Source organism: Streptomyces sp. NPDC002790, from assembly GCF_040295505.1.
Taxonomy (GTDB): Bacteria; Actinomycetota; Actinomycetes; order Streptomycetales; family Streptomycetaceae; genus Streptomyces.
The window spans coordinates 1-8,480 of the sequence record NZ_JBEOVM010000178.1; the positions used below are offsets into that span (position 1 = coordinate 1).

The 8,480-nt window shown below is 70.4% G+C and carries 7 protein-coding genes; 2 read left to right on the forward strand and 5 right to left on the reverse strand.

Going from position 1 to position 8,480, the window contains the following annotated elements:
* Window positions 1-99 precede the first annotated feature (99 nt).
* The 5 genes from ABT004_RS35085 to ABT004_RS35105 all read right to left on the reverse strand — a co-directional run bounded on the left by ABT004_RS35085 (window position 100) and on the right by ABT004_RS35105 (window position 6,663).
* Window positions 100-3,228 carry an efflux RND transporter permease subunit gene (locus ABT004_RS35085; protein WP_351345441.1) on the reverse strand — a complete coding sequence of 1,043 codons (3,129 nt, stop codon included), beginning with the start codon at window positions 3,226-3,228 and terminating at the stop codon, window positions 100-102.
* Window positions 3,229-3,400: 172 nt separating this feature from the next.
* Window positions 3,401-4,090 carry a response regulator transcription factor gene (locus ABT004_RS35090; RefSeq protein WP_351345456.1) on the reverse strand — a complete coding sequence of 230 codons (690 nt, stop codon included), beginning with the start codon at window positions 4,088-4,090 and terminating at the stop codon, window positions 3,401-3,403.
* A gap of 5 nt (window positions 4,091-4,095) precedes the next feature.
* On the reverse strand, window positions 4,096-5,370 hold the full coding sequence (locus ABT004_RS35095) for a sensor histidine kinase (RefSeq protein ID WP_351345444.1): 1,275 nt from the start codon (window positions 5,368-5,370) through the stop codon (window positions 4,096-4,098).
* 201 nt (window positions 5,371-5,571) lie between these two features.
* Complete coding sequence (gene pspAA, locus ABT004_RS35100; protein WP_351345447.1) at window positions 5,572-5,850, reverse strand: PspA-associated protein PspAA; 279 nt, start codon at window positions 5,848-5,850, stop codon at window positions 5,572-5,574.
* A gap of 12 nt (window positions 5,851-5,862) precedes the next feature.
* A complete protein-coding gene (locus tag ABT004_RS35105) occupies window positions 5,863-6,663 on the reverse strand; it encodes a PspA/IM30 family protein (RefSeq protein WP_351345450.1) in 801 nt (266 codons plus the stop codon).
* Window positions 6,664-6,914: 251 nt separating this feature from the next.
* Here ABT004_RS35105 and ABT004_RS35110 point away from each other — a divergent pair, with 251 nt between their 5' ends.
* The gene (locus tag ABT004_RS35110; protein ID WP_351345453.1) at window positions 6,915-7,511 is read left to right on the forward strand and encodes a DUF3043 domain-containing protein; all 597 of its coding nucleotides are present in this window, start codon (window positions 6,915-6,917) and stop codon (window positions 7,509-7,511) included.
* A gap of 101 nt (window positions 7,512-7,612) precedes the next feature.
* Window positions 7,613-8,320 carry a class I SAM-dependent methyltransferase gene (locus ABT004_RS35115; RefSeq protein ID WP_351345459.1) on the forward strand — a complete coding sequence of 236 codons (708 nt, stop codon included), beginning with the start codon at window positions 7,613-7,615 and terminating at the stop codon, window positions 8,318-8,320.
* The last annotated feature ends 160 nt before the right edge of the window (window positions 8,321-8,480 follow it).

Genomic DNA, 8,480 nt, shown 5'->3' on the forward strand with positions numbered 1-8,480 from the left:
CCTCAATCGCCGGCGGGGCTTGAATGGCCCACCCGCCCCAGGCCGCAGATCGCCCAAGGCGGGCTTGAATGGCTCACGCGCCGCAGGGGCTCGATCTGGTCACACGTTCGCCGGCTCCGGTTCGGGGGCCGGGGACTGGGGCGGGACACCGTCGCCGCGCTTCGCCGACCGCTTCGCCGCCCGCCGCTCCTTGCGAAGCTCCAGCATCGCGTACAGCGTCGGGACGAGAAGCAGCGTCAGCAGCGTCGACGAGATCAGCCCGCCGATCACGACCACGGCCAGTGGCTGCGCGATGAAGCCGCCCTCGCCGGTGACGCCGAGCGCCATCGGGAGCAGGGCGAAGATCGTCGCCAGGGCCGTCATCAGGATCGGGCGCAGCCGGTGCCGGCCGCCCTCGACGACCGCCTCGACCACACCGAGCCCCTGACTCCGGTACTGGTTGATCAGGTCGATGAGGACGATCGCGTTGGTCACCACGATGCCGATCAGCATCAGCATGCCGATCATCGCCGGGACACCCATCGCCGTGCCGGTCGCGACCAGCAGACCGATCGCGCCGGTCGCCGCGAACGGGATCGAGACCAGCAGGATCAGCGGCTGGGCCAGCGAACGGAACGTCGCCACCAGGAGCATGAAGACGATCGCGATCGCCGCGAGCATCGCCAGGCCCAGGTTCTTGAACGCGTCGTCCTGGTCCTCGCTGACGCCGCCGATGGTCGCCGTGGCGCCCTTCGGCAGGTCCAGCTTGTTGATCTTCGTCTGGAGGTCGGCGCTGACCGCGCCCGTGTTGTCGCCGTCCGGCTTCGCCGTGATCGTCGCCGCGCGGGCGCCGTCGATCCGGGTCATCGAGACCGGACCGTCGACGGTCTTCACCGTGGCGATGTCGCCGAGCGTGATGCCACCCGGGCCCATCGGCAGCTTCTTCAGCTCGGCCATCGTGGTGGCCGGCTTCGCCGACTTCACGACGATGTCGCGCTCGGTGTCGTCGATCGTCACCTTGCCGCTGGTGGTCCCGCGCACCGACTGGGTGACGGCGGCGCCGAGCGTCGTGTCGTTGAACCCGGCGGCGGCCGCCTTCGCGTTGCCCTTCACCGAGATCCGCGGCACCGACTGCGACAGGTCGCTGGTGACGTCGGTGACCCCGTCGAGCCCGGCGACCGCGTCGCGGACCTGCTCGGAGGCCTTGTCGAGCGTGTCGCCGTCGGCGGCCTTCACGACCACGGACAGGTCCTGGCTGCCGAAGCCGCCACCGGCCCCGAGCGTCGTCGTACCCACGCCGGAGAGCTGTCCGAGCCCGCGCTCGATGCGCTTCTGCGTCGCCTCGTACGTCGAGCTGTCCTTCAGCTTCACCTGGTACGACGCCTGGTTGGTGTCGGTGCCGCCGCCGAAGGCCGCCATGAAACCGGAGGAGCCGATGGTGACCTGGTAGTCCTCGATCTCGTCGATGCCCGCGAGCATCTTCTCGATCTTCTTCGTGGCGGTGTCGGTCGCCGACAGGCTGGTGCCGGGCTTCAACTCCTGCTTGATGGAGAGGACTTCCTGGTCGCCCTGGTCGAAGAAGTTCGTCTTGAGCATCGGCGCCATGCCGAACGTGCCGACGAGCACGACCACCGCGATGAGCAGGCTCGTGAACCGGCGACGCGTCGCGAAGCGCAGCACGGGAACGTAGATCCGCTGCAGCCAGGAGCGCGCCTCCTTCTCCTCGGCCAGGCGCCGGGCCTCCTCCGGGTCGACGCCGCGGGCCGCCTTGGGCGGGCGCAGGAACCAGTAGGAGAGGACCGGGACGACCGTCAACGACACGAGCAGGGAAGCGAGGAGCGCCGCCGTCACCGTGATGGAGAACGAGCCGAACAGCTCGCCCACCATGCCGCCGACCAGGCCGATGGGGAGGAAGACCGCCACCGTGGTGAGGGTGGAGGAGGTGACCGCTCCGGCGACCTCGCGGACCGCCTTGAGGATGGCCTCCTGACGTTCCTCGCCGTAGCCGAGATGGCGCTTGATGTTCTCCAGGACGACGATCGAGTCGTCGACGACGCGGCCGATCGCGATGGTCAGCGCGCCGAGCGTGAGCATGTTGAGCGACAGGTCGCCGGTCCACAGGACGATCAGCGCGAGGAGCACGGACAGCGGGATGGAGACCGCCGTCACGAGCGTCGAGCGCAGCGAGGCCAGGAAGATCAGGATCACGATGACCGCGAAGAGCAGGCCGAGCGCGCCCTCCGTGGTCAGGCCCGAGATGGACTTCGACACGGCCGGGCCCTGGTCGCTGACGACGGTGACCTCGGCGCCGGCGCCGAGGTCGTCCTTCAGCTGCGGCAGCTTGTCCTTGACGGCCTTGGAGATGGCGACGGCGGAGCCGTCCTGGTCCATGGTGACCGCGAGCGAGAGGCTGGGCTCGCCGTCGGTGCGGGTGATCGAGTCGGCCGTGGACGGCTGCTGCTTCACCGTGGCGATGTCACCGAGGCGTACGGGCTTCTTGACGCCCTCACCCGTGATCATCAGGTCCTGGATCTGCTTCAGGGACGTGAAGCCGCCGCCGACCTGGACCGTGCGGTTCTTGCCCGCCTCGTCGAGCGAGCCCGCGGGCATGGTGGCGCCGCCGGCCTTCAGGGTCTCGCCGAGCGCCTGGGCGTTCACCCCGGCCGCGGCCATCTTCCGGTCACTGGGCGTGATGTCGACCTGGAGGTCGCGGACGCCGTCGACGGTGACCTGGGAGACGCCGTCGATGTCCTTCAGCGTCGGCACGACGGACTTGTCGAGCTGGTCGGCGAGCGCCTGCTGGTCCTTGTCCGAGGTGACGGCGAGCACGACGGTCGGGATGTCGTCGGTCGAACCGGCGACGACCTGCGGGTCGACGTCCTCGGGCAGTTGGGCGCGGGCCCGGTTGACGGCCTGCTGGACGTCGGCGACGAGCTGCTTGCTGCCGTCGGGGCCGTAGTCGAACTGGGCCATCACCAGGGCGTTGCCCTCGCTGGCCGTCGACGTGACGCCGGTGATTCCGTCGACCGCGTCGATGGAGTTCTCGAGAGGCTCGACGACCTGCTTCTCCACCACGTCCGGCGACGCGCCCTGGTAGGGGGCGATCACGGAGACCATGGGCAGTTCGATCGAGGGCAGCAGCTGCTGCTTGAGCTGAGGGATCGCGATCGCACCGAACGCGATCGCGATGATCGAGATCAGCCCGATGAGGGCGCGCTGGGCGAGGCTGAACTTCGACAGCCAGGACATGGGTCGGGTCTCCGTGGGACGTGAGCGGAAGATGAAGGCCCGTGCCATGACAACCGGTGCGGTGTCAGGGGCCCATGGTCCACCCTCGGTCATGCGTACGACCCGATTCGTCGCTCCCAGGTCCCGTTCTTGCCCGCCGCCTACTGCGCCCGTAGTACGCGGCCCCTCAGGGTCACTCCACCCGTGGACGGACCAGGCCCGATTCGTACGCGATGACGACGAGTTGGGCGCGGTCGCGGGCGCCCAGCTTGGCCATGGCGCGGTTGACGTGGGTCTTCACGGTGAGCGGGCTGACCTCGAGGCGCTCGGCGATCTCGTCGTTGGAGTGGCCGCCCGCGACCTGGACGAGGACCTCGCGCTCGCGCCCGGTGAGCGCGGCGAGCCGCGCGCCGCTGCCGTCCGTGGGGCGCGCGCCCTCCTCGTAACCGTCCCCCTGCGCGAGGAACTTGGCGATCAGACCCTTGGTCGCCAGCGGCGAGAGCAGGGCGTCGCCCGCGGCCGCGATCCGCACGGCGCCGAGCAGTTCGTCGGGCTCGGCGCCCTTGCCGAGGAAGCCGGAGGCACCGGCCCGCAGCGACTGCACCACGTACTCGTCGACCTCGAACGTCGTCAGCATCACGACGTGTACGTCGCGGAGCTCCGGGTCCGCGCTGATCTCGCGGGTGGCGGCGAGGCCGTCGGTGCCGGGCATCCGGATGTCCATGAGCACGACGTCGGGGCGCTCCGAGCGGGCGAGCCGCACGGCCTCGACGCCGTCGGACGCCTCCCCCACCACCTCCATGTCGGGCTCGGAGTCCACGAGCACACGGAAGGCGCTGCGCAGCAGGGCCTGGTCGTCGGCGAGGAGGACCCTGATCGTCACGCTGGTCATGTGGTGGCGTCCTCGGGGGTGTTGGTGCCTGCGGCGGGGTCGGCGCCGCTGGTGCGGGCCTTGGTCGGAAGGATCGCATGGACGCGGAAACCGCCGCCGTAGCGCGGTCCCGCGGTGAGGGCGCCGCGGAGCGCGGTGACGCGTTCGCGCATGCCGAGGAGGCCGTGGCCGCCGTTCGCCCCGGGCTCGTCCGGTTCGCTGGGGTGGTCGCCGTACGCGGCCGTGGCGCCGGGGCCGTTGTCGAGGACGGTGATCTCCACGTTCGGTCCCACGCGCACGACGCTGACCTCGGCCCTGGCCTCGGGACCCGCGTGCTTCTGTACGTTCGTCAGCGCTTCCTGCACGACGCGGAAGGCCGCGAGGTCGACGGCGGCGGGCAGGGCGGGGGCGTCCTTCGCGCGGGCCACCTCGACGGGCAGCCCGGCGTGCCGGAAGGTGTCGACGAGGTCGTCGAGCCGGTCCAGTCCGGGGGCGGGCTCGGTGGGCGCCTCAGGATCCCCGGTCTGCCTCAACAGGCCGACCGTGGCGCGGAGTTCGCCCAGCGCGGAGCGGCTGGCCTCGCGGACGTGACCGAGGGCCTCCTTGGCCTGGTCGGGGCGCCGGTCCATGACGTGGGCGGCGACGCCGGCCTGCACGTTGACGAGTGCGATGTGGTGGGCGACGACGTCGTGCAGATCGCGGGCGATCCGCAGCCGCTCCTCGGCGACGCGGCGCCGTGCCTCCTCCTCGCGGGTGCGTTCGGCGCGTTCGGCGCGCTCCCTGATCGCGGTGATGAAGGCGCGGCGGGAGCGGACCGCGTCGCCCGCGGCCGCGGCCATGCCGGTCCACGCGAAGATCGCCAGGTTCTCCTGGGAGTACCAGGGCAGCGGGCCCGCGAACATGGCGACGCCGGTCAGCACCGCCATCGAGGCGAGGCCGACGCGCCAGGTGGTGGGGCGGTCCGTGGTGGCGGCGACCGTGAAGAGGGCGACGACCGCGGCCATCACGACGGGGGCGCGGGGGTCGCCGGTGACCAGTTCGACGACGGAGACGGTGGCGGTCGCGGCGAGTACGGGGAAGGGGACGCGGCGGCGGAACACGAGGGCGGCGGCACCGAGCAGCATCAGGACGAGGCTGAGCGCGTCCGGGGTTCTGGCGCCCCAGGCGTACGTTCCCTCCGGGCCGTGCGGGTCGACGAAGGATCCGGCGACCATGCAGAGCAGCACGCCGAGCGCGAGGGCGGCGTCCAGGGCCAACGGATACGTCCTGGCCCACCGTACGAAGCGGTTCACCGGGTTCACGGTAGCGCGTCACCTGCCGGTGGGACCTGGCTGATTACCCAAGGCGGCGGGTGGGCCATTCAAGCCCCTGCGGCGATTGATCAGCGGGGTCCGGGGCGGAGCCCCGAGGCGTCACGACCGGCGCCGTGGTCGCGCCCTGGGGCTCTGCCCCAGACCCCGCGCCTCAATCGCCGCAGGGGCTTGATTGTGGGGCTAGCCCGGGATCAGGCCGTCGTCGCTGAGCATCTCGCGGACCTCGGAGAGCGTCGCATCCGCCGCCGGAAGAATCAGCTCCGACGGCTCCAGCGCATCGTCCGGCAGCGGAGCGCCCAGACGGCGGACCGCGTCCAGGAGAGCGGCGAGCGTACGGCGGAAGCCCGCCTCGTCACCACTCTCCATCTCCGCGAGGAGCTCGTCGTCGAGCTTGTTGAGTTCGGTGAAGTGGTCGTCCGCCAACTCCACCTGGCCCTCCCCCATGATCCGGACGATCATGTCGGCCTCCTGCTACTGCTTGTCGAAGCGCGGGGTGTCCTGGGGCTGCTGCTGCGAAGGCTGACCCTGTTCCTGTCCGCCCTCGAGCGCCTGCTGCGACGAGGACGAGCCACCGGACAGCTCCGCCTTCATCCGTTGCAGCTCCAGCTCTACATCCGTACCACCGGAGAGCCGGTCCAGCTCGCTCTGGATGTCGTCCTTGGCGAGGCCGGACGAGTCGTCGAGCGCGCCGGAGGCGAGCAGTTCGTCGATGGCACCGGCCCGCGCCTGGAGCTGCGCGGTCTTGTCCTCGGCACGCTGGATCGCCATGCCGACGTCGCCCATCTCCTCGGAGATGCCGGAGAACGCCTCGCCGATCCGGGTCTGCGCCTGCGCCGCCGTGTAGGTGGCCTTGATCGTTTCCTTCTTGGTGCGGAAGGCGTCCACCTTCGCCTGCAGCCGCTGGGCCGCAAGGGTGAGCTTCTCCTCCTCGCCCTGCAACGTCTGGTGCTGCGTCTCCAGGTCCGTGACCTGCTGCTGGAGCGCGGCACGGCGGGACAGCGCCTCGCGGGCCAGATCCTCCCGGCCGAGCGCGAGCGCCTTGCGGCCCTGGTCCTCGAGCTTGGAGGACTGGGACTGGAGCTGACCGAGCTGCAGCTCCAGCCGCTTGCGGGACGTCGCCACATCCGCGACCCCCCTGCGTACCTTCTGGAGCAGCTCCAGCTGCTTCTGGTACGAGTAATCGAGGGTCTCGCGCGGGTCCTCGGCCCGGTCAAGGGCCTTGTTCGCCTTCGCGCGGAAGATCATCCCCATACGCTTCATGACACCGCTCATGGGCTTCGCGCGCCCCCTTCTGACAGATCCAGCGTTGGTCCAGCTCCAGCACTGCGACAGAAACCACAGTACGGGTCCTGCCTCTATTACCGCACTGTTCAGGTACGGATGCGCTCATCCCCAAGGACGACTGCTTCCGACCCCGCTCCGGCGCAAGGAGTAGTTGACCCCTGACGGAGGACGCGGGACGTTGCCGGATCGTTCCCCACAGCCCTGTGGTCGATGCATGACCACCACGTACCCTGGCGATTGTGTTCCGTAGCCGATCAAAGGACGACAAGGCCCAGGCCGCGCAGGCCAAGGTGACCATGTCCAAGCAGCCCCGAGACCCCCAGGCGCCCAAGGGCCGCCCCACGCCGAAGCGCAGCGAGTCCCAGACGCCGCGCCGCAGTGTGGCCAACACCAAGACGTCACCGAAGGAGGCCCGGACCCGCTCCCGCGACGAGCGCCGCACCGCGATGCAGCGCCAGCGGGAGGCGCTGGCCAATGGCGACGAGCGTTACCTGCCGGCCCGTGACAAGGGTCCGGTGCGCAAGTACGCGCGCGATTTCGTCGACTCGCGCTTCGCGATCGCCGAGTACTTCCTGCCAATGGCGGTGGTCATCCTCGTCCTGAGCATGATCCGCGTCGGTTCGCTGCAGAACATCGCGCTGCTGCTGTGGCTGTTCGTGATCGTCGCGATCGTGGTCGACTCGGCCGTGACCGGTTTCCGTCTGAAGAAGCTCCTCGCGGAGAAGTTCCCGAACGAGCGCCGCAAGGGCGCCGTCGCGTACGCGCTGATGCGCACGCTCCAGATGAAGCGCCTGCGCCTGCCGAAGCCGCAGGTCAAGCGCGGGGAGCGGCCCTGAGCACGGACAGTTCGCACGCCGCGGAGGCCTTCGCCGGCGACGCGGTGCACTCCTGGCTGGACAAGCTCGGCGGGCTGCGCAACATCGTGCGGCAGGAACTCGTGGCCCGGCAGCTCGACGAGCAGCTGGCCGCGCGGTTCCCCGTCGGTCAGCGGCTGCGGGTGCTCGACGTGGGGATGGGCCAGGGAACGCAGGCGCTGCGCCTGGCCCGCGCAGGGCACAAGGTGACCGGTGTGGAGCAGGACCCGGAGATGGTCACCGTGGCGGGCCGGGCGCTCGCCGCGGAGCCCGCGGGGGTGCGTGACCGGGTCCGTCTCGTGCAGGGCAACGGCATGGACACCGGTGTGCACTTCCTGCCGGGCAGTTTCGACGTCGTGCTCTGCCACGGCGTCCTGATGTACGTCGAGGATCCCGACGCGCTGCTCGCGGGCCTGGCCCGGATGCTGGCGCCGGGCGGCCTGCTCTCCCTCGTCGTACGCAACGGGGACGCGCTGGCGATGCGGCCGGGGCTCGCCGGTGACTGGATCGGCGCGCTCGGCGCCTTCGAGTCGACGAAGTACACGAACCGGCTCGGGCTCGACGTCAGGGCCGACCGGCTCGACGCGCTGACGGAGTCCCTCGCGGGGATCGGGGCGCCGTTGCGTGCCTGGTACGGGGTGCGGGTCTTCACGGATCAGGTGGCGGATGGCGTGGGGGCGCCGGAGCACGGGGAGCTCCAGACGCTGCTCGCCGCGGAGGAGCGGGCGGGCCGTTCCGACCCGTACCGCCGGGTGGCGGCTCTCTTCCACCTCTGCGGAGTCCGCGGCTAACCGTTAACTCCGCTGCGGCGCCAGTTTTCAAGCCCTGCGGCGATCGACCAGCTGGGCCATTCAAGCCCCTGCGGCGATTGAGCAGCGGGCCATTCAAGCCCCTGCGGCGTTTGAGCAGCGGGCCATCCAAGCCCCTGCGGCGATTAGATCGGAAGAGCGA